This is a genomic window from Corynebacterium sp. HMSC070H05, assembly GCF_001837615.1.
Taxonomy (GTDB): Bacteria; Actinomycetota; Actinomycetes; order Mycobacteriales; family Mycobacteriaceae; genus Corynebacterium; species Corynebacterium coyleae.
The window spans coordinates 54,755-75,187 of sequence record NZ_KV833293.1; the positions used below are offsets into that span (position 1 = coordinate 54,755).

At 64.2% G+C, this 20,433-nt stretch carries 18 protein-coding genes; 8 read left to right on the top strand and 10 right to left on the bottom strand.

From position 1 onward, the window contains the following. Positions 1–4 precede the first annotated feature (4 nt). The 5 genes from folE to dacB form a co-directional block, all read right to left on the bottom strand. Positions 5–580 carry a GTP cyclohydrolase I FolE gene (gene folE, locus HMPREF2617_RS03130; protein WP_070839848.1) on the bottom strand — a complete coding sequence of 192 codons (576 nt, stop codon included), beginning with the start codon at positions 578–580 and terminating at the stop codon, positions 5–7. Next, complete coding sequence (gene ftsH / locus HMPREF2617_RS03135; protein ID WP_070839851.1) at positions 567–2,915, bottom strand: ATP-dependent zinc metalloprotease FtsH; 2,349 nt, start codon at positions 2,913–2,915, stop codon at positions 567–569. The genes folE and ftsH overlap by 14 nt, the downstream gene beginning before the upstream one ends. A gap of 21 nt (positions 2,916–2,936) precedes the next feature. Next, positions 2,937–3,536, bottom strand: a complete 600-nt coding sequence (hpt, locus tag HMPREF2617_RS03140; protein ID WP_070839854.1) for a hypoxanthine phosphoribosyltransferase — start codon at positions 3,534–3,536, stop codon at positions 2,937–2,939. Between the two features lie 114 nt (positions 3,537–3,650). Beyond that, a complete protein-coding gene (tilS, locus tag HMPREF2617_RS03145) occupies positions 3,651–4,535 on the bottom strand; it encodes a tRNA lysidine(34) synthetase TilS (protein ID WP_070839857.1) in 885 nt (294 codons plus the stop codon). Between the two features lie 11 nt (positions 4,536–4,546). Continuing rightward, positions 4,547–5,803 (bottom strand): D-alanyl-D-alanine carboxypeptidase/D-alanyl-D-alanine endopeptidase, encoded by a 1,257-nt coding sequence (gene dacB, locus HMPREF2617_RS03150; RefSeq protein ID WP_070839860.1) that lies wholly within the window; start codon positions 5,801–5,803, stop codon positions 4,547–4,549. A gap of 61 nt (positions 5,804–5,864) precedes the next feature. On the opposite strand from dacB, the gene HMPREF2617_RS03155 reads away from it, so the two are divergent. Continuing rightward, positions 5,865–6,347 carry an inorganic diphosphatase gene (locus tag HMPREF2617_RS03155; RefSeq protein ID WP_070422474.1) on the top strand — a complete coding sequence of 161 codons (483 nt, stop codon included), beginning with the start codon at positions 5,865–5,867 and terminating at the stop codon, positions 6,345–6,347. A 238-nt stretch (positions 6,348–6,585) separates the two neighbouring features. Here HMPREF2617_RS03155 and HMPREF2617_RS03160 read toward each other — a convergent pair whose 3' ends face one another. From HMPREF2617_RS03160 to HMPREF2617_RS03175, 4 genes are all read right to left on the bottom strand, one after another. After that, entirely contained in the window at positions 6,586–8,241 is a 1,656-nt protein-coding gene (locus HMPREF2617_RS03160) for an MFS transporter (RefSeq protein WP_070839864.1), read from the bottom strand. Between the two features lie 88 nt (positions 8,242–8,329). After that, on the bottom strand, positions 8,330–10,333 hold the full coding sequence (locus HMPREF2617_RS12020; protein WP_168168327.1) for a hypothetical protein: 2,004 nt from the start codon (positions 10,331–10,333) through the stop codon (positions 8,330–8,332). 45 nt (positions 10,334–10,378) lie between these two features. After that, complete coding sequence (locus HMPREF2617_RS03170) at positions 10,379–11,230, bottom strand: hypothetical protein (RefSeq protein ID WP_070839870.1); 852 nt, start codon at positions 11,228–11,230, stop codon at positions 10,379–10,381. Positions 11,231–11,358: 128 nt separating this feature from the next. Next, on the bottom strand, positions 11,359–12,066 hold the full coding sequence (locus tag HMPREF2617_RS03175; RefSeq protein WP_141739339.1) for a sortase family protein: 708 nt from the start codon (positions 12,064–12,066) through the stop codon (positions 11,359–11,361). 19 nt (positions 12,067–12,085) lie between these two features. Here HMPREF2617_RS03175 and HMPREF2617_RS03180 point away from each other — a divergent pair, with 19 nt between their 5' ends. Genes HMPREF2617_RS03180 through HMPREF2617_RS03190 form a run of 3 tightly spaced genes read left to right on the top strand, consistent with a single transcriptional unit; the run spans position 12,086 to position 16,740 of the window. Continuing rightward, the gene (locus HMPREF2617_RS03180; RefSeq protein WP_070839873.1) at positions 12,086–12,382 is read left to right on the top strand and encodes a rhodanese-like domain-containing protein; all 297 of its coding nucleotides are present in this window, start codon (positions 12,086–12,088) and stop codon (positions 12,380–12,382) included. Between the two features lie 44 nt (positions 12,383–12,426). After that, positions 12,427–12,861, top strand: a complete 435-nt coding sequence (locus tag HMPREF2617_RS03185; protein WP_070422469.1) for a MarR family winged helix-turn-helix transcriptional regulator — start codon at positions 12,427–12,429, stop codon at positions 12,859–12,861. Between the two features lie 57 nt (positions 12,862–12,918). Further along, complete coding sequence (locus HMPREF2617_RS03190; RefSeq protein ID WP_070839876.1) at positions 12,919–16,740, top strand: Pls/PosA family non-ribosomal peptide synthetase; 3,822 nt, start codon at positions 12,919–12,921, stop codon at positions 16,738–16,740. 65 nt (positions 16,741–16,805) lie between these two features. Here the strand turns inward: HMPREF2617_RS03190 and HMPREF2617_RS11845 are convergent, their stop codons facing one another. Then, on the bottom strand, positions 16,806–17,228 hold the full coding sequence (locus HMPREF2617_RS11845; RefSeq protein WP_141762991.1) for a hypothetical protein: 423 nt from the start codon (positions 17,226–17,228) through the stop codon (positions 16,806–16,808). Between the two features lie 322 nt (positions 17,229–17,550). Between HMPREF2617_RS11845 and HMPREF2617_RS03195 the strand changes: the two genes are divergently transcribed. The 4 genes from HMPREF2617_RS03195 to HMPREF2617_RS03210 form a co-directional block, all read left to right on the top strand. Continuing rightward, on the top strand, positions 17,551–18,438 hold the full coding sequence (locus tag HMPREF2617_RS03195) for a transporter substrate-binding domain-containing protein (protein WP_070839879.1): 888 nt from the start codon (positions 17,551–17,553) through the stop codon (positions 18,436–18,438). Positions 18,439–18,441: 3 nt separating this feature from the next. Next, positions 18,442–19,095, top strand: coding sequence for an amino acid ABC transporter permease (locus HMPREF2617_RS03200; protein WP_070839881.1), 654 nt, complete (start codon positions 18,442–18,444; stop codon positions 19,093–19,095). Next, entirely contained in the window at positions 19,085–19,756 is a 672-nt protein-coding gene (locus HMPREF2617_RS03205) for an amino acid ABC transporter permease (RefSeq protein ID WP_070422464.1), read from the top strand. Before HMPREF2617_RS03200 ends, HMPREF2617_RS03205 begins: the two co-directional genes overlap by 11 nt. After that, on the top strand, positions 19,757–20,433 hold a 677-nt coding region (locus HMPREF2617_RS03210; protein WP_070839884.1), incomplete at its 3' end, for an amino acid ABC transporter ATP-binding protein.

The window sequence follows — 20,433 nt, forward strand, 5'->3', positions numbered from 1 at the left end:
TGTTCTATCCCCTAATCAGGCTCATGACCTCGGCACGCGAGGCCGCGTTCTTCTGAAAACCGCCGCGCACCGCGGACGTGGTCGTTGTCGCACCCGGCTTCCGAATTCCACGCATTGCCATGCACAGGTGCTCGCATTCGATGACGACGATCACCGCAGACGCATCAAGCTTTTCGACGATCGCGTCCGCAATCTGCGCCGTCAACCGCTCCTGCACCTGCGGGCGCTTCGCGTACATATCCGCCACACGGGCCAGCTTGGACAGGCCGGTCACCTTGCCGTCCTGGCCAGGGATGTAGCCAATGTGGGCCACGCCGTAGAACGGCACGAGGTGGTGCTCGCAGGTGGAGTAGATCGGAATGTCACGCACGAGCACCAACTCGCGGTGGTTCTCCGAAAAGGACTTCTCCAGGTGCACCTTCGGGTCCTCGTGCAGGCCCGCGAACACCTCGGCGTAGGCGCGCGCCACACGCGCTGGCGTCTCCACGAGGCCCTCGCGGTCCGGGTCCTCCCCCACCGCGATGAGCAGTTCACGCACGGCCGCCTCGGCGCGGGCCTGGTCAAACTTAGACGTCGTCATCGTCGTCCCTCCTGTGCTTCGGCTCCCGCGGCTCGCGCGGCAACTGGGTGGTCTCGTCTTCAGACGCAGTCGGACGGGTCTCCGGCTCCGGACCACGTGCTGGGTGGTCTGGGCGTTCGTGCTCCGGCAGGCGGAAGCCGATCTCCTCGGTCTCCCGGGTTGGGTAGTTCTCCGCACCCGGGTGCTGCTTCGGCTTAGGCTGCTTTGGTTGCGGTCCGCCCACGTAGGTCCAGTCCGCCGGTGGTTTCTCACCGCGATACTGCGGGGCCTGGCCCTTCGGCGGCTGCCAACGCGTGGAGCTCTTCTTCTCCGCTGCCTTCTCTTCCGCCTCGCGTTCCTTGCGACGACGCTCACGCGTCGCCTTCGACGCCTCCAGGATGGAGAAGCGCTTCGGTGGCTCCTCGCCACGCTCCTTCGCAATCTCCACCGGGGTCTTCACCGGCTCGCGACCGATCTGGCGGCCGAAGCGCACGTCGTGCTCCGGCAAGGTCGGGCGTTGCGGCTCGATCGAGTCGAAGATCTCCTCCAGATCGCCCCGGCGCAGGGTTTCCTTCTCCAGAAGCTTCGAGGCCAACGTATCCAGCTCGTCGCGGTAGCGCTCGAGGGTTGTGTAGGCGACCTTGTGGGCTTCGTCGAGAAGCGCCTGCATCTCCTCGTCGATCTTCGCGGCGACTGCCGGCGAGTACTCGAGTGTGCCGCCACCGCCGCGGCCGGAGAACGGATCGCCCTGCTCCTGGCCGTACTTCACCGCGCCGAGCGAGGAGGTCATGCCGTATTCGGTGACCATCGCACGTGCGATCTTCGTGGCCTGCTCGATATCGTTCGACGCACCGGTGGTCGGGGCGCCGAAGACGAGCTCCTCGGCGGAGCGGCCGCCCATGGCGAACACCATGCGGGCAAACAGTTCGTCGCGGGTGTACATCCCCTTGTCGTCCTCGTCGGCCGTCATGGCGAAACCGCCGGTGCGGCCGCGGGCAAGGATGGTCACCTTGTACACGCGCTCGATGTCCTTGAGCGCCCACGCGGCCAGCGTGTGGCCGCCCTCGTGGTAGGCGGTGACCTTCTTCTCGTGCTCAGAGATGATCTTGCTGGAGCGACGCGGGCCGCCGATCACGCGGTCCGTGGCCTCCTCCAGCGCATCCGCGGTGATCACGTTGCCGCCGATGCGGGCGGTGAGCAGCGCGGCCTCGTTAAGCACATTTGCCAGGTCCGCACCCGACATGCCCGCGGTGCGCTTGGCCAAAGCATCCAGGTTGACGTCCTTGGCCAACGGCTTGTCCTTCGCGTGCACCTTCAAAATCTGGGCACGGCCCGCGAGGTCCGGGTTGGATACCGGAATCTGGCGGTCGAAACGGCCCGGGCGCAAAAGCGCGGGGTCCAGGATGTCCGGACGGTTCGTCGCCGCCAGCAGGATCACGCCCTCGCGGCCGGAGAAACCATCCATCTCCACCAGCAACTGGTTCAGGGTCTGCTCGCGCTCGTCGTGGCCGCCACCCATACCGGAGCCGCGCTGGCGGCCGACGGCGTCGATCTCGTCGACAAAGATGATGCACGGAGCGTTCTCACGCGCCTGCTTGAACAGGTCACGCACACGGGACGCACCGACACCGACGAACATCTCCACAAAGTCAGAACCAGAAATGGTGTAGAACGGCACACCTGCCTCACCCGCGACAGCACGCGCGAGCAGGGTCTTACCGGTGCCCGGCGGGCCATAGAGCAGCACACCACGCGGGATCTTCGCGCCGAGCTTTTCGTACACGCTCGGGTCGGTGAGGAAGTCCACCACTTCGTGGAGTTCGTCGACGGCCTCGTCGGCACCCGCCACGTCATCGAACGTGTTGGTCGGGTTGTCCTTGGTCAGCTGCTTCGCCTTCGAACCACCAATGCCAAACGGTCCGCCGCCGCCCGACTGCATGCGATACATGAAGTAGAACAGCAAGCCGAACACCAGGATCATCGGCAGCATGAAGCCCAGCATGGACATCAGGAACGAATCCTGCGTCACGTTCGTCTGGTAGGAATCCGCCTCAGAATCACGCACCGCCTGGAACACATCCGGTGCGGTACGAGCCGGGTACTGGGCGGAGATTGCCTCGACGCCCTCGCGCTCGTCGACAGTAATTGGCTCACGCAGATCAATACGCACCCGCTGCTCGCGGTCATCGATCTGCACTTCCTCCGCGTTATGTTCGCGGAGCTGCTGCATCGCCACCGACGTATCCACGCTCTGGTAAGCGCGGGAATCGTCCCCAATCAGCGTCAGCAAATAGAGCACAATAAGCGCGATGGCGCCCATAATGCCCCACCGCATGACGTTTTTATTTTTGCTCATAAACCTTTGTTCTAGTCGGCTTTACTCAGCGTCCGAGTACACGCGCGGATGCAACGTGCCCACGTACGGCAAATCACGGTAGCGCTCCGCGTAATCCAGGCCGTAGCCGATCACAAACTCATTCGGGATATCGAACCCAATGTCAAGCAAGTCGATCTGCGCCGTCTGCACATCCGGTTTGCGCAATAGAGTAACGACCTCAAGGCTCTTCGGGTTCCTGTTCTTCAAATTACGCAGCAACCACGACAGCGTCAGACCCGAATCGATGATGTCCTCAACCACCAGCACATCACGGCCGGCGATCTCCTTATCCAGGTCCTTCAGAATGCGGACCACGCCAGAACTCGTCGTCGAGTTGCCGTAAGAGGACACCGCCATGAACTCCATCTCAGCCGGAATGGAGAGCTTGCGCGCAAAGTCCGTTAGGAAGAACACCGCCCCCTTCAGCACACACACCAAAATGAGGTCCTCTTCAGAGTCGCGGTACTTCTCCGACACCATATCCGCCAACTCCTGGATACGGTCCTGCAACGCCTCCTCACTGATCAGGATTGCCTCCACGTCGTCGCCGTAACGGTTCGGCGGAACGTTGAAATCCTTCGTGTCGTGCAACTCAGTCATGGGCTGGCCTTTCCCTTTCGCTGTGCCTCGCGGACGTCACGCAGTTCACCTGCGCGTAACTTCCTCATCTTGCCACTAGATTCCTACAAGGCACAACCACCTGGGACATTTGGGCTAGGTCAGGACCAGTTTCCCGTCGATTCGCGCCACCGAACGCCCGCCACCGACCGCGATCGGCCCCTGCCCGCGCCAGTTGGTCACCAGTGCCTCGATCGCCGCCAGTTGGTCGCCTTGAACCCGCACTCCTTCATCTAAGAGCCATATTGCTAATCGACGACGCCTCACCGGCCCCGCATCCCCCTCCAACTCCACACACGACGTGGTCGGCGTGAGGTCCGCGAGTTGTTCAATGAGCGCCTGGTCGGCTGCGATGCGGTTCGCGGTGGTGGCAAGGGCCGGCACCGCATCCCCGCCCAGCAAGTCCGTCAGCGCAGGGATGATGCTTTGGCGCATTGCTACGCGACGATACGCCGGGTCGGAATTCATCGGGTCGTGCCAGACTTCGAGCCCGAGTTCCTCGCACGCCCCGACGGTGTCTGCGCGGCGGATGTGTAGGAACGGCCTGACGATCTTCCCGTTGCGCTGCGCCATGCCCGACGGGTTGCCCCGCAACGCGCCGAGTAGCAGGGTTTCTGCCTGGTCGTCGGCGGTGTGTGCGACCCAGACGTCGCGGCCGGATTCGAGCAGTGCGGCGTACCTTGCTTCGCGCGCGGCGGCCTCGACGTTGCCGGGACCTACTGTCACGTTGGCGACCGTAGAGGCAAACCCGAACTCGCGCGCCACGGCCGCGGCGCGCTCGGCGACGTCGGTCGATCCGGGCTGCAAACCGTGGTCCACGACCAGGACCGAGACGTCCTTTTGCTCTGCCGCAGCCGCCGCGACCAGCGCTAACGAGTCCGGTCCGCCCGACATCCCGATCACCGCAGGCCCGTCGAAGGGGCGCACGGCCCTCCTGCACGCAAGAAAGTGCGGCGAGCGACGTGGCCAAAACGGTTGCATCAGAGTGCCTTTTAGAAAGCTCGCAGCGCCGAGGTGAACTCGTCCATGGCCCGGCGCGCCGCGAGCACGTCGGCGTCGTTACAGATCAGCGCAAACGTGTAGATGTTTCCGTTCACGCTGGTCACCGTCCCGGCCAGCGAGGCGGTGCCGTCGAGCGTGCCGGTTTTCGCGCGGACCCAGCCGCGCCCTGGGAGGTCGCCGTAGCGGTCCGCCAGCGTGCCCTCGCCCGCCGCAACCGGCAGTGTTGCCAGAAGCGGGCGGAGTTCGGGTTTGGTCGTAGCTTCCACGAGCACACTATCCAGCACCACCGGCGGGATCCGGTTGTCGGTAGACAAGCCCGAGTTGTCCGAGAGCGCCACACCCGACGTATCAATGCCGTGCTCCTGCAGCAACGACAGCGTCGCCGACGGCGCATCCTTCACCCCGCGCGCGAGCGCGACCTCGCGTCCGATCGCCTCGGCGTAGACGTTGTCGGATTCCTTCATCATCATCTCGAGGCGCTCCACCAGCGTCGGCGATTCCACCTCGGCGACAACCTCGGCGTCGGTGGGGGCCTCGCGCACATCCACAACACCAGCACCGAGTCGGTTCGCCAGCGCCTGCGCCACGTCGAGGGCCGGCGTGTGCGAACGCGGCACGTCCCCAGACGTCTCCCCGTCCAAGCGCCCGCCGGACAGCATTGCGGGCTGCAGTGGTGCGACGTAACCGCCGTCGATATCCAGCGGATCCCAGCCCGGCATCATCTCCGGCATGCCAGCCCAGGCCGACGTATCCACGTACACCTCGGACGCCTCCCCGATCTGGCCCGCCAGCTCGTCGAGTGCCTCCGCGTCCAACCACACGTCGCCAGCGGCCTTGATCGTCACCGCACCCGAATCCGCGGCACGCACCACCTGCGTCGTAATCGTGTCGCTTTGCCCCAACTCGATCAGCGCCGCCGCGGCCGTGAGCACCTTCGTCACCGACGCCGGGCGCAACGCATCCCCCGACGCCCTGTCAAACACCACGTCGCCGCCTGCCGCGGACACACGACCATGGAACTGTCCCAGACCAGGATTCTCAGCAAGATCGGTGAGGGTTTGGGTCAGCAAGGTGTCGTCGATAAGCGAAGGCTCTGCAGGCACAAGCGGAAACGCCGCCTGCTCAAGCCGAAACGCCGGCGCATGCTCAATCCGCGACAACTGCTCATGCGCAGCCACACCAAACCCAGCAACACCACCAACCGCAGCCAACGCCAACGTGCCCGCAACCCAAGTCCATACCTTCATCGGCCAAAAGCGTAGCCCACGTATGATGATTTGCGGACAATCACCGAACAAAGGAGATCCCATGTCTATTGAGGTCATCATCGAAATCCCCAAGGGCTCGCGCAACAAGTACGAGTTCGACCACGAAACCGGCCGCGTCTACCTCGACCGCTACCTGTTCACCCCGATGGCGTACCCAGCCGACTACGGCTACATCGACAACACCCTTGCCGACGACGGCGACCCACTCGACGCCCTCGTCATCCTCCCCGAGCCAGTCTTCCCGGGTGTCACCGTCAAGGCCCGTCCGCTTGGCGTATTCAAGATGACCGACGAAGCCGGCGGCGACGACAAACTCCTCTGCGTCATCGACGACGTCCGCTACGACCACTACCAGGACATCGACGACGTCTCCGACTTTGTCAAGGACGAAATCGAGCACTTCTTCGTCCACTACAAGGACCTCGAACCGAACAAGGAAGTCACCGGCTCCGGCTGGGGCAACAAGGCAGAAGCCGAGAAGATCCTCCAGGCCTCCATCGACGCATACAAGGGCGACAAGTAAGACTGTTTGGTCTTTGATAGCCGGGCTCCGCGACTGTGCGGGGCCCGGTTTTTGCTGTTCTGTGATGGGGTTTTCTGGGGTTTTCTGGGGTTTTGTGCAGTCGTCTAGCTCCCCTTCGGATCGAGCTAGACGGTCAGCTGAAAGTTTTGCATTCCCCCAGGTGATGTTGAAGGCGGTTTTCAGTATGAGCGTGATCGTCTGGTTGCTTTCGCTGCGAGCTAGACGATCAGCGGGAAAACTACGCCACGGCGGACACCTTCCTCGACTGTCGCAGCACCATCACCGAGCCGAGCAGGCCCAGCAGCAGGAACAGCGCAGAGAACCCGATCGACCAGGCGGCGGCCTCGGCGAACCCGCTGGACAGCTGCTGAACAACCACACTGCGGGCGTCGCCGAGGGGAGCGGTGAAGGGGTCGGAGGGGTTGGCGTCGCGAAGTTGCCCGATCATCGAGCCCGCGGACGCCTGGGTGGCGTCGGACAGCTTGGACAGCACATTGTCGGGCACCCCGGCGACAGCGTCGAGCGAGGCCGGGATGGTGCGCGCCATCGCCGCTGCCAGGGCGGATCCGGCGATCGCGGCGCCCATGGCGGAGCCGAGTTGGCGCACCGTGGACTGGGTGGCCGAGCCCGCGCCCGACTGCGCTTCGGGGATGCCGGCGAGCACCGTCGAGGTCAACTGCGCGGAGGCGAGGCCGAGCCCCACGCCGTAGACCACGAGTGCGCCGACGGTAAGCCAGGTGGAGCCTTGCGTTGCGACGACCCCAGCCAACAGCCCAACACCAACCACCTCAAGCGCAAGACCAAGCACGACGACACCCGGCGCGCCGAGACGAGCCGCGAGGTGGCGGGCGGAGGCGCCGGAAACGAACGCGCCGAATGCCATCGCGGCAAGGACAAGGCCGGTGCGCACGGTGGAAAGGCCGACCGCGTTGACCAGGAACAACGGCAGGACAAACATGAGAGCGAACTCGCCGACAGCGACCATGGCGGCGGTGAGGTTGCCCCAGGAGAAGGTGCCGACTTTGAACAGCGAGAGATCCAGAAGCGCATCGCGGCCGTTGCGGGCACGGTGCAGCTCCCAGCGCAGGAACAGGGCAATGAAGATCAGGCCGATACCGATGGCAAACGGCACGGGCGAGACAGTCCAACTCTCCGGCCAGGACCAGGAACCAAGACGCAGGGTTTCCTTCTTCTCCCACCAGCCGAGCGTTGTCGCCTCGATGAGCCCGAATACGACAAGCCCGAAGCCGATGGCGGAGGTCAGCAGGCCATCGACGTCGACACCCCGGACGTTGCGTTTACCGTGGGTTTGCGGCACCCAAGCGTAAATCCCCAGCAGCACCAGCAGGCCGAGCGGCAGGTTTACCCAAAAGATCCACTGCCAGGAGAAGTACTGCGTGAGCACCCCGCCGAGCAGCGGGCCGAGCGCCGCCGTGCCACTCATCACGGCGCCCCACACACCGAACGCGGCGGCACGATCCTTGCCGTGGAAGAGCGAATTTACCGACGACAACGTCGCCGGCAGCACCAATGCACCACCGACGCCTTGGACGGCGCGGGCTGTGATCAGGGTGGTTGCGGTCGTCGATAAGCCTGCAAGCAACGAGCCACCAACGAACAGCACGACGCCTGCGGCGAACGTGGTGCGGCGGCCGACGCGATCGCCGAGGCGACCGGAGCCGAGCAGCAACGCCGCGAAGATCACGTTGTAGATCGCGTTGACCCACTGCGCGTTGGTGAGGCTGAGGTCAAGGGCGGTGATCATCGTGGGCAGGGCAACGCCAACGATGGTGCCGTCCATGACAATCAGCGCCAGCCCCGCGGCGAGGACCGCGAGGGCCTTCCACCGGCCGGGGTGTTCGGTTGTTGTGTTTGGGGTGTGCACTGTAGTCACGGGGTTCCTTTCGACCTTCTCGACAGTAGGCCTGGGAACCACCCGGATTCATCAACCGATCGGTCGAAAAATTGCACACCCTTTCGGTTTAGAAGTAGTGCTTGTACAGGTAAAACCCAACAGCGCCGAGGCCCGTAAGCACCAGCAGAATGCTCGGCACGATGATTGCAAGCGGCGAGTTGCTCGAGGACTTCGCCGAGCCATCTTCTTTCCCAGTCGGGATCTCCAGCGATTCCGTGATGGTTGTCGTTGCGCTCGTACTCTTATCGACGACCGACCCCTCCGGAGTTTCCACCACCGTAGTAGCCACTGCCGTGGTGGTGGCCTCGGTGGACGTGGTCTCGGTGGACGCGCTCGTTGTCGTGGTAACCGCGAGCTGCGCTGACGTACGCGTCGTCGTGGTTTCCTTCGACTCTGCCGACGGAGTTGCTGCGGCCATGTTTGTCTTCTCGGCGGAAGTAGACGGTGCAGCCTCAGACGACTTCGTGGTCGTGGTGACCTTCGTCGCCCGGGTCTGCGTAGTTGGCGTGGTCTTCAGCGTCGGAGACGTAGTCGATGTGCGCGAGGTCGTGGACGTCGTAGTCGGCGCCGACGAGGTTGCCTTCGCGGTCGTCCTCGTTGCTGGCGCAACCTCCGAGGAATTTGTAGTCGGTGTGGTCGTTACTGCCGAGGTCTTGGTAGACAAACGCGGAGTCGTGGGCTTCGTAGCCTTCGTGGTCGTGGTGACCTTCGTCGCCTGGATCTGCGTAGTTGGCGTGGGCTTCAACGTCGGGGACGTGGTCGATGTCCGCGAGGTCGTAGAGGTCGTAGAGGTCGTCGTCGGCGCAGACGTAGTTGCCTTCGCGGTCGTGGTGGAACGAGGCGTCGTCACCTCGGGCTTGGTGGTTACCTCAGACGTCGGCTCCGGCACCTGCGTTGGCTCCGGCTCGAGTTCGGGTTTGGTCGTAGGCGTTGCCGGAGGTGTTACTGGCTCCTCCGGCTCGAGCGTGGCATCCGGGTACTGCGCCTTGAACTCCTCAAGATTGTTCTGGGCAGCCCGCAAGACGTGCCAGGCGGCCTCCGCAGCTGCCTCGGCTTCGTCGACACCTTCACCCTTTTCCTTCGCTGCGGTAGCAGCAGCATCCGCGGCAATGTAGTTACGCTCCGCTTCCTTCACCGCATCCAACGCTTCCTTCAGGGTGGTCGGCTTCGGGAGTTCCTCGACGGGAGCGACCTGGGTGGTCTCCTCGGGGGTCGGCTCCGCAGAGGTGGGTTCCTCAACCACGACAGTTTCGATCACCGTGGTCTCGCTGGTCGGTTCCTCACTGGTCGGTTCCTCGGTGGTCGTTGTGGCCGGGACCGTCGTAACGACGGTGCTGACCTCAGGCGTGGACGGCTCAGGCGTGGACGGCTGCGGAACCACAGGTGCGGGCTCAGAAGTCGTTGGCTCAACCGGCGCAGGAGCAGGCGCAGCAGTCGTGCTCGGCTTCGGCGGGCGGCCGCCATACTGCTTAAGGTTGTTGTGCTGGATGAGCACCTGTGCGTCCAGGGCCTGCGGGGTAGTCGCGGACTTGCCGCGGTTGTTGCCCACCTTCATCAGCGCACCGTCGCACGAGTGGGCAAGGCCCATGGCGTGGCCGATCTCGTGGGCGAGGGTCATGGTGATGCTCGGTTCGTGTCCTCCACGGATCGTGTCGGGGTTAATCAGCACCTTCATGTTGTGCACGTTGCCGATGACGCGACCTACGGAGCCGCCGAGGTTAGCCTCCTGGACGGTGACGACTTTGTAGCCGGGTTTGTCCACGTACTCGAAACGCACGAGTTCATTGGTGGCCTTGACCCATTCGGCGGTGGCGCGGTCGATGTGCTTCTTCAGGTGATCCGGCGCGTAAAGGTACAGGGTGTTTTCGACGAGGGCGTTTTCGTTGTCGCTAAACACGAAGCGGTCCATGTGCGGGATCGGCGCGCCCCTCTTCGCAGCTGCAGTGGCTTCCTTGCACTCACGGCTGAGTGGGTCGATGTCGACGTGAGCATGGGCGGTTGCAGGAGCTACGACACCGCCTGCGATCACAGCGGATGCACAGGCGGTGGCGATCAGATGTCTATAATTCACGAACTAAGAGAACATCATTCTCAGCCGTAAATCAAGTCGGGTGTCCTAGATAAGACGACGGCGCGCGAAGGCGTATACGCCGGCACCCAGCACAGATGCGAGCAGCAGCGCAAACAGTGCGCGCACGAGGGTGTTGGAGCCGGTCTCGGCGGCGAGGCCGCGCTGGGCGGTCGCGGCAGTGTCAGCGGCGGCCGCGTCAACGGTTTCAGCGCCGCCACGCTCGGCGGCGTACGGGGCAGCCGGGGCGACGTCGACGTTCAGGTCGCCGGCAGCGCGAGCGGCCTCGATACCCTGGCGCGCGATTTCGCCAGCAAACTTTGCGACGAGCCCATCACTCAACGCAATCTCCTCCGGCGTGACATCCGAGTTCACGCGCAGGACATCGGCGACGAAGGTGTGACCGTTTTTGTTCAGGAAGTAGGTCACGCCGTCCAGGGTGGCCACTGGCGGGAACTTGACCAAACCGTTGGCAACCGGGTCCGGGTTGGCCGAGTCGACGTTGTCGGCGCCAAGCGGCTTCTCAGCCGGGGCCTGGGTGGCCTCGCCGCCAGACTGCGCCTCAGCCTTCTCCTCTTCAGAGAGCTCCGGAGCGGGAGCGGGTGCCGGTGCCTGCACAGAAGTCTGGGCGTCGCGGATGACGCCGGTGTCGATGAGGCCGGCCACGGCGGCGTCGACAATTGCAACTGCCTTCTCCTGCTGTGCGGAGTCGAGCTGCGCGAACGGCTTGAGCGCCTCCTGCGCGTCAGGCACGTAGTGGGTGCCTTCCTCGTTGAGGAAGTAGGTTTCGCCGCGCGCGTCCTTGGTTTCCTTGGGCAGGTCCTGCGCGTTGGCGTTTGTCATCGGCAGGGCGGCCAGGGCGAGAGCGCCAGCGGCGGCTGCGGCGAGAAGGCGGTTCATTGTGGTCTCCTGAAGTTGAAAAGTCTAAAGTTCAACTTGAAGTCTACAGTGTCTTGACAGTTTTTACACCAGTCACACGAGAAACTTTTGTCACAATTTGACAAACGGGCGCGACAACGCACCAGAAATCAACGTGGCTGGAAGACGGTTTCCACCTCGTCGTCAGTGGCGGTGCCCTCGAGCTGCCACCCCACCACCGCGTTGCGCACCGAGTTGGCCAGCAGGTTCGACGGCTGCACACAACTGATGGTCAGCAGCCTGCCCGGCATCGGCCCGTCACCCCAGATCTCCGGGTTGGAGGCAAGCGACTTCTTGTCAGGATCGTGCAGATCGGTCGCGCGGTACACCAGCCAGTCCTGCCCGGAGGTTTCGGTGCGCACGTAGAGGTAGTCGCCGACGGCAACGTTGTGGTGCTCGGTGGTGCCGTCGTAAAGCTTGTTAAACACCGCGCTCACCCCCGCACCCGTGTGACCTGCGATGACCACAAGATCCTTCGCATCCGTGCCCGGCAGCGCGTACGGGTACCCCTCCCCCGTCAGCGCACACGCCTTATCCAGGCTCTTCGGATCGATCGCGCCATCGACCACCCGGCAATCCTCGGCCTCAAACCCGGCGCGCATCCCCAACACCGGCACAACCATCTCCACCGGCCGTCCCGCTGGAATCTGCGCAGCTGCTTCTCGACGAACCGACGCCTCCGACGACGTCTCTTCCGTGGTGGGGGTTTCGGGGGAAGGCGTGGTGTCGTCGAAAAGCAATATGCGCACGACGAACACAACGATGAGCAGCGCGACAATGCGGCGCACATGATAAACCCAGCGAGGAGTGGACGTCACGGGCGCTATCATACGAGCCATGGAGAATGTCCAAGTCACTGAAGTCCCTGCAGGCGCGCAACTTATCGACGTCCGCGAGGCCGACGAATACGCCGCAGTCCGCGCAACCGGCGCAAAGAACATCCCACTGTCCGAGTTCGTGGCCCGCTACGGCGAGATCGACCCGGATCAGGACATCTACCTGATCTGCAAGGGCGGCGGCCGCAGCGCACAGGCCGGTGAGTACCTCGAGCAGGCGCTCGGCTGGGACGGCATTTACAACGTCGCGGGCGGCACCACCGCCTGGGTCGAACAAGGTTTGCCGCACGAAAATTAGGCCGTCCCAACCATTGGGACGCCGCAGGGAAGTATGGTGGGGGTATGTCGACGCTTCCTGAACTGCCCTCTGCTCTTCTGAAGTCTCCCCACTTCCAGATCGAACGCGTGCGCAGGCACACCAAGGACGAAGTCGAACGCACCCTGGCCAAGCACGACACCACCATGCGCGAGTACTGGGTGCTGTCCTGCGTGGACGTCGCTCCAATGTCGCAGCGCCAACTGTCCGAGCTGCTGATCATCGACGCCTCCGACATGGTGCGGCTCATCGACTCGCTGGAGAAACTCGGCTGGGTCACCCGCGACCGCGACCCGAAAGACCGTCGCCGCCAGATCGTCGCCGCGACCAAGAAGGGCACGAAGGCGCTGGCCAAACTTGGCGACGACGTGGTTGCAGCCGAGGAGCGCGCACTCGAAGCGTCGTCCCAGAAGCAGCTGAAGAACCTGAAGAAGCTGTCGCAAGCGCTCGAGACGGAATAGCCGTGTAGTCGCCGTGTAGTCGAGCGATGCGCCCCGGATAGGTCTAACCTAATCCGCATGGTTCAAGCCGAGCCCCTTCCCAATCCGCTCCTGCGCAGCCACCTCGCCCCGCCGGAGCGGACACTTATTGATGTCCTTTTCGCCTCCGCCGAAGCCCACCCCGGCGCGGCGGCCATCGACGACGGCGAAGTAATCACGTACGCCGAACTCGTCGAAGAAATCGACCAACGCGCCACCGCCATGCGCACCCAGGGTGTGCCGTACCGGGGTCGCGTCGGCATCCGGATGACGTCAGGTTCCCGCGAGCTCTACCTCGCAATCTTGTCGACGATGCGCGCCGGCTGCGCCTACGTCCCCGTCGACGCCGACGACCCGGACGAGCGCGCCGAAACCGTGTTCACCGAAGCGGACGTGGACGCCATCTGGACCGACGAGGGCCTGCGGTTGGTGAAGGCGCCGGTTGGTGGTGGTGTGTTGGGCGGCGAGCTTGGCGCGCTTGCAACAGTCACCCCCGACGACGACTGCTGGATCATCTTCACCTCGGGCTCCACCGGCAAACCAAAGGGCGTAGCGGTGACCCACCGCTCGGCCGCCGCCTTCGTGGATGCGGAGGCGCGCCTGTTCTGCCAGGACGAACCGCTCGGGCCCGACGACCGCGTGCTTGCGGGCCTGTCGGTGGCGTTCGACGCGTCGTGCGAGGAGATGTGGCTGGCCTGGCGCCACGGGGCGTGTTTGGTGCCGGCCCCGCGCGCGCTGGTGCGCTCGGGTCAGGATTTGGGCCCGTGGCTGATCCGTCGCGACATCACGGTCGTCTCCACCGTGCCCACGCTCGCCGGACTGTGGCCGAAGGAGGCCCTGGACAACATTCGCCTGCTCATTGTGGGCGGCGAGGCCTGCTCCCAGGAACTGACCGACCGCCTTGCCGACGGCCGCGAGATGTGGAACACCTACGGCCCCACCGAGGCGACCGTGGTTGCCAGCGCAACCCGGCTCTTCCCCGGCAAGCCGGTGACCATCGGTTGGCCGCTGGACGGCTGGGGCCTCACCATCGCAAGCGACGGCGAGGGAGAAGCAGGTGAGTTGATCATCGGCGGCGTGGGCCTCGCGCGCTACCTCGACCCGGAGAAAGACGCCGAGAAGTACGCGCCCATGGGCGATTGGGAGCGCGCGTACCGCACCGGCGACCACGTGCGGCTCACCGAGGATGGCCTGGCGTTTATCGGCCGCGCCGACGACCAGGTGAAAATCGGCGGGCGTCGCATCGAGCTCGGCGAGGTGGAGGCCAACGTGGCCGCGCTCGAGGGCGTGTATAACTCCGCCGTCGCCGTACAAACGCTGCCCGCAGGCGACAAGGTGCTCGTCGGATATGTCTCCCCCGACGACGGCGTTTCGTTGGACGTGCAGCAGATGCGCGAGCGCCTCGCCGAGGTCATGCCGGCCGCGCTCGTGCCGCGCATCCACGTGATGGACGAACTACCGATCCGCACCTCCGGCAAGGTGGACAAGAAAGCCCTGCCGTGGCCGCTGCCCGCCGGCGTGGACGCGGTCGGCATGACGCCGACCGAGCAGTGGGTCGCTGAAGCATGGGTGGCGGTGCTCGGCCTGGACGTGCCGGGCAAGGATGCGGATTTCTTTGAGTTAGGTGGATCGTCGCTAGCTGCCGCCTCGCTCATCGCGCGTCTGCGCGAGCGCGTGCCCACCATCGCGGTGCGCGACCTCTACGACCATCCCAGGTTGGAAGCGCTTGCATCGCTTATCGACGACCTCACCCACACCGCCAAAACCTCCACCCGCGAACGTTCTGTGGCTCCGGTCTCGGGCGCGACCCGGCTGGCGCAGACGCTGCTCATGGTGCCGGTGATGACGCTGAAGGCGTCGGCGGCGGTGACGTGGGTGGCGGTCGCAGCAAATGTGCTGGGCCTGACCACGCTGTCGTGGACCTGGCTCGCGGTGGCGTTTGCGGTGCTGTGCACGCCGTTGGGGCGCATCCCGATCGGAGCGCTCGGGGCGCGGGCGATCCGGGGTCGGATCGAGCCTGGGGTGTACCCGCGCGGCGGCGCTGTGCACCTGCGGCTGTGGGCCGCTGAGCGGTGGCTGGCGGCCTCCGGCGCGATGAACATTGCGAGCGCGAACGCCGCCAAGGTCACCGCCCGGCTACTGGGCAACACGGTGGGCAAGGACGTGGACATGCACGCGTTCGCGCCGGTGACAGGCCTGGCCACCATCGGGGAGGGCGCTGCCATCGAGCCCGGCGTGGACCTCGGCGGGTATTGGCTCGACGGCGACGAACTCCACATCGGCACCGTGGTCATCGGCCCCGACGCCCGCGTGGGCGCGCGCTCCACACTGATGCCCGGCACCGAAATCCGCGAGGGCGCCCACGTGGAGGCCGGCTCCACCGTCACCGGCGACAAACCGGTGAAGAAGCACGCCCGCTGGGCCGGCTCACCCGCGCGCAAGAAGGGTCGCTCCAAGCACCGCTTCCCCAACGAACGCCCGCCGCGCCGCCCCATGTGGGCGCTTGCGTACGGACTGACCTCCCTGGTGTTGTCGGTGCTGCCCGCGCTGGCGGTGCTGGGTGGTGCGGCGGCGACGCTCGGCCTGGCGCGATTGGTTGACACCCGCTCCGTGTGGGGCCTGCTGGTCTTCGCGCCCGTCGGTGGCGTGGTCTACATCGGCCTCGGACTCACCCTGACCTGGGCCGGCGTGCGCCTCGCGCAACTTGGTGTCCAACCCGGCGTGTTCCCCGTCCGGTCGCTTCGCGGCTGGAGCCTATGGACCGTCACCCGCCTCATGGACGACGCCCGTACCCGCTACTTCCCCATCTACGCCGGCGCCGCCACCCCCGTCTGGCTGCGCCTGCTCGGCGCCGACATCGGCGAACACGCAGAAGTGTCCACCGCGGTCATGGTGCCGAAACTCACCGAAGTCCGCGAAGGCGCATTTCTTGCCGACGACACCCTCGCCGGCGGCTACGAAATCGGCGGAGGATGGATACGGACCGACCACGCGGTCGTCGGTAAGCGATCGTTCGTAGGCAACTCCGGCATGGTCGCCCCAGGCCGCAAACTGGCCAAACACTCCCTGGTGGCCGTGCTGTCCGCAAGCCCGAAGAAGTCCAAGGCGCACTCGAACTGGTGGGGATCCCCGCCCGAGCGCATGCGCCGCGTCGAGGTCGAATCCGCAGGTGAAGCGACGTACGAACCGACGAAGGGGTTGGTGCGTAGGCGTGGTGTCGTCGAGACGATGCGTCTTCTAGCGCCCATGACCCAGGCGGTGCTGGCAGCCCTCTTCGCGGCTTGCGTGGTGACGTTGCTTGAGCGCATCGGCTGGTGGACGTACCTGCTCGGCGGGCTGGTGTGGATGGCTGTGGGCGTGGTCGCGGTGGCCTCCGCCGTGGTGGCCAAGTGGGTCCTCGTGGGCAAACACCGCGCCGGCGAACACCCGCTGTACTCGTGGTTCGTGTGGTTTAACGAACTGCAAGACCAGTTCATCGAAGTCATCGCCGCGCCCTGGTTCTTCAACTGGGCCACCGGCTCCGGCGAAATGAACCTGGCGCTGCGGGCGTTGGGCGTTCGCATCGGGCCCGGGGCGTGGGTCGAGTCCTACTGGTTCCCCGAAACCGACCTGTGTTCCGTGGGCGCCGGCGCCACCGTCGGGCCGGGCACCGTCGTGCAGACGCACCTGTTCCAAGACCGCGTGATGTCGCTGGACACCGTCACCATCGAGCCGTCTGCCACCCTCGGCGCCCACTCCGTCTCCCTGCCGGGCTCCGTTATCGGCGCCGGAGCCACCGTGGGCCCCGGCTCGCTGGTCATGCGTGGCGACTCCGTCCCCACCAACACCGTCTGGCAAGGCAACCCGGTGGAGCCGCGGTAGCCGGTGGTGCGCCCTTCCAGGCCACACTAACGACATCTAGCAGCGGAACGTCCCTGCCGTTCAGGTTAGATCCACGGGCGATCGTGATCCTTCGCCGTTCGTAGATTTCCCTCACCCAAGCAGATACTTCTTTTACGGAAGGAGATCGGAGTCCGTTCAAGGTTGAAAACGAACCGAGAAGGACGACTCGTCGGGTAGAACCAGGCCTCAGGGGGTTCGGAAATCTCAGCAGACCATCCAGGGCTCTCCCCAGGGAAGCGTTCGGAGTACGTCATCTCAGCAGCAGCTCGAATGACACGATCCCAATCTGCATCTCCAGTCGTATCCGGTTCACGGTGCGCCGCTATAAACTCCTCGTGATCTTTAATATCCCGGATCTCTGACACAACTCGCTTCAGCACACGCACCACAAAAGAGGAATCATTTTCGGCAGCAAGTTCACATTGCACCCATTGTGCAAAGCGTTCATAGGTATAAAACTGATTCACTTGCGCCTCCTTCCTCAATTCGAGCCTACGGTTTCGATTATGACCCACTAGTGCCTTTACGTACAGACCAAACTCGACTGCCATGCAGCGATGCCGACCAATCGGCTGCACCGTACCTCCCTCGCAAATGTCGTTACCGGGATGTCGTTCGTGCCACTTCAACCCCGCACCAACGAATTCCTGGTAACGACTTCTAGCAGCCGAAACGCGCCGCATGAATACAAAGCGAACACCCCAGTTCACAAAACTAGACAGACTGGTGTACTTTTACTGAACCAAGCGGTATCCGCCGCCGTAGTTTTACAAAAGAAAGTTCACTGTCATGTCACTCTTCCCGTCCCGCAACACCCGCAAGGGCCTCGCAGCCAGCGCCGCCGTGGTCCTCGCCGCCATTACCCTCACCGCCTGCTCCGCGGAGTCCGGCGACACCGACGCCACGAACGGCGCGGAGCCGGCCGCGGGCTTCCGCGATGTGGCCACGATCCAAGAGGACGGCTCGGTAAAGATCGGCGTGTTCTCGGACAAGTCCCCGTTCGGCTACGTGGATTCGAACGGCGAGTTCGCCGGTTACGACATCGAGTACGGCAACCGTCTGGGCGAGGACCTGGGCGTAAACGTCGAGTATGTGCCGGTGGAGGCTGCCTCGCGTGTGGAGTTCCTGGACACGAACAAGGTCGACATCATCCTGGCTAACTTCACGGTGACCCCGGAGCGTGCGGAGAAGGTGGATTACGCCAACCCGTACATGAAGGTGTCGTTGGGTGCGGTTACCCCGGACAATGCGCCGATCGATAGCGTGGAGGGGCTTGAGGGCAAGAACGTGATCGTCGTTAAGGGCACGACCGCGGAGGCGTACCTGGAGAAGAACCACCCGGAGATCAAGCTGACCAAGTTTGAGCAGTACACCGAGGCGACGAACGCGCTTATCGACGGCCGCGGCGACGCCTGGGTCACCGACAACACGGAGGCTCTCGCATGGGCCGGGAAGACCGACGGCTTCTCTGCGACGATCCCGACGTTGGGAGAGACCGACACCATCGCGGGCGCAGTGGCGAAGGGTAACGACGACCTGCGCGAATGGATGAACAACGAACTGGTCGATCTTGGCAAGGAGAACTTCTTCCACGACGCTTACGAGAAGACCCTGAAGCCGGTGTACGGCGACGCGGTTTCCGCGGATGACCTGGTCGTTGAGGGTGGCCAGCTCTAACTCATGGACGTTTCGGTCGTTACCGAGAACATCCCGGTTTATGCTTCGGCGGCAGTCCTCACGGTGAGGGTTGCCGCCAAAGGCATTGTGCTCGCCTTTATCGTTGGCGCGCTGGTGGCCGGGGTGCGGTTCTTCAAGGTGCCCGTGATCAGTCAGATCGCGCGGGTGTACATCGAGCTCTCGCGCAACACTCCCCTGCTGGTGCAGTTGTTCTTCCTGTACTTCGGCCTGCCCAAGATGGGCGTCGTGCTGGAGAGCGAGACCTGCGCCGTGGTGGGCTTGGCCTTCCTGGGTGGCTCGTACATGGCGGAGGCGATCCGCGCTGGCCTGGAGGGGGTTGCCCCGATTCAGTTGCAGTCCAGTTTAAGCCTGGGCATGTCGCGGATGCAGGCGCTGCGCCACGTCGTCGCCCCGCAGGCCACGGCGCTTGCGCTGCCGGCGATTACGGCGAACATCATCTTCCTGATCAAGGAGACCTCGGTGGTCAGCATCGTGGCACTGCCGGATTTGGTCTACACCGCCAAGGAGCAGATCGGCCAGACCTACGAAACGCGCGAGGCGTTGCTGCTTTTGGTCACGTTCTACCTGATCATTTTGCTGCCGGTTTCGCTCATCGCGGGACGTGTGGAGAAGAAGGTGCGCGCGAATGTTTTCTGATCTCCAAGTCCTCGCCGACGGCAACAACTTCCAACGCCTCCTCATGGGCCTTGGCGTGTCCATCCAGATCGCGCTTGCGTCGATGGGTTTGTCGATTGTGTTGGGGACGCTGTTGGGGGTGGTGATGTCGTCGCCAAGCAAAATTGTTCGCGTGATCACCCAGACCTACCTGCAGTTTGTGCGCATCATGCCGCAGTTGGTGCTGCTGTTTCTGGTGTACTTCGACGCCACGCGCGCGTGGGGGCTGAACCTGGATGCGCGGGTGGCGGCGGTGATCGTGTTCACGCTGTGGGGCACAGCTGAGCTCGGTGATTTGGTGCGCGCCGCTATCGAGTCGGTGCCGCGCCACCAGTACCTCTCTGCGGCGGCGCTGGGCATTGAGGGGCGCGCGCTTTATCGTCACGTTGTGCTGCCGCAGGCGCTGCGCGGGCTGATCCCCGCGACGATCAACCTGACCAACCGCATGATCATGACCACCTCGCTCGTCGCGCTGATCGGCGTGGTGGAGGTGCTCAAGGTGGCGCAGCAAATCATCGACGCCAACCGTTTCGAATACCCGTCCGCCGCCCTGTGGATCTACGGCGTGGTGTTCCTGCTGTATTTTCTCGTCTGTTTTCCCATCTCGCTCGCCGCGCGCAAGCTGGAAGAAAGGTGGAGCTAGATGTCGCTCATCTCGCTCAAGCAAGTTTCCAAGACATACCCCAACGGGCACAAGGCGCTTAACGACGTCTCCGTGGCCGTCAGCCCCGGCGAAGTCCTCGCTATCATCGGTCCGTCCGGCTGCGGCAAGTCCACACTGCTACGCACGGTCAACGGGTTGGAGTCGGTGGATTCCGGCCAGATTCTGGTCAACGGCCGCGACGTCACCGCCGGCTCGACCAAACTCAAGGACGTCCGCTCCGACGTTGGCATGGTGTTCCAGTCCTACGACCTGTTCCCGCACCTGACCGTGATGGAGAACCTGTTGCTCGCTCCGAAGGTGGTCAAGGGCGCGGACAAGGATGAGGCCCGCTCACGGGCGCTTGCGCTGCTCGAACGCGTGGGACTCGCCGCCAAGGCCGACGCTCGCCCGCGCGAACTGTCCGGTGGTCAGAAGCAGCGCGTGGCCATCGTGCGTGCACTGATGATGCAGCCGAAGGCATTGCTTCTCGACGAAATCACCGCCTCCCTCGACCCCGAAATCGTCCGCGAAGTCCTCGACGTGGTGGTTGGCCTCGTCCGGGACGGCATGACCATGATCGTGGTCACTCACGAAATGGCATTCGCCCGCGCGGTTGCCGACCGCATCGCGTTCATGGACGCCGGCCGCATCGTGGAGATCGCCCCACCCGAGGAGTT